The sequence below is a fragment of the Citrobacter sp. VF227 genome, from assembly GCF_052950715.1.
The window spans coordinates 1-431 of record NZ_JBRFVF010000660.1 but is presented as its reverse complement, the minus strand read 5'-3'; the positions used below and the strand labels follow the sequence as shown (position 1 = coordinate 431).

The window sequence follows — 431 nt, the reverse complement described above, 5'->3', positions numbered from 1 at the left end:
TGGTGGTCGATCCCGGCGAGATTGTCATCACCCATGGTTGCGTCGATGCACTGCAAATGTCGCTGCGGGTGTTGACCCGGCCCGGTGATCTGATCGCCGCCGAATCGCCAACCTATTACGGCCTGCTGCAACTGGCGGACCTGCTGGGACTCAAGGTCATCGAAATTCCCAGCGATCCTGATACTGGCATGAGCCTCGAGGCGCTGCAGCTGGCAGCCGGGCAATGGCCGATCAAGGCGCTGGTGCTCACGGCGCGGCTGAGCAACCCGCTGGGTGTGAGCATGCCCGACCACCGGCAGAAGCAATTGCTGAACCTCGCGGCCCGGTTCGACATCCAGATCGTAGAGGACGATATCTACGGTGAGCTGATGTTCGAGCAGGACCAGTACAAGGCGCTGAAGTCCAACGACCGGGACGGGCGGGTCATCTAT

The 431-nt window shown here is 61.5% G+C and carries 1 protein-coding gene; it reads left to right on the top strand.

What is annotated here, in order from left to right; translation table 11 throughout:
- On the top strand, positions 1–431 hold a 431-nt coding region (locus ACU8YC_RS28420), incomplete at both ends, for an aminotransferase class I/II-fold pyridoxal phosphate-dependent enzyme (RefSeq protein WP_446896447.1).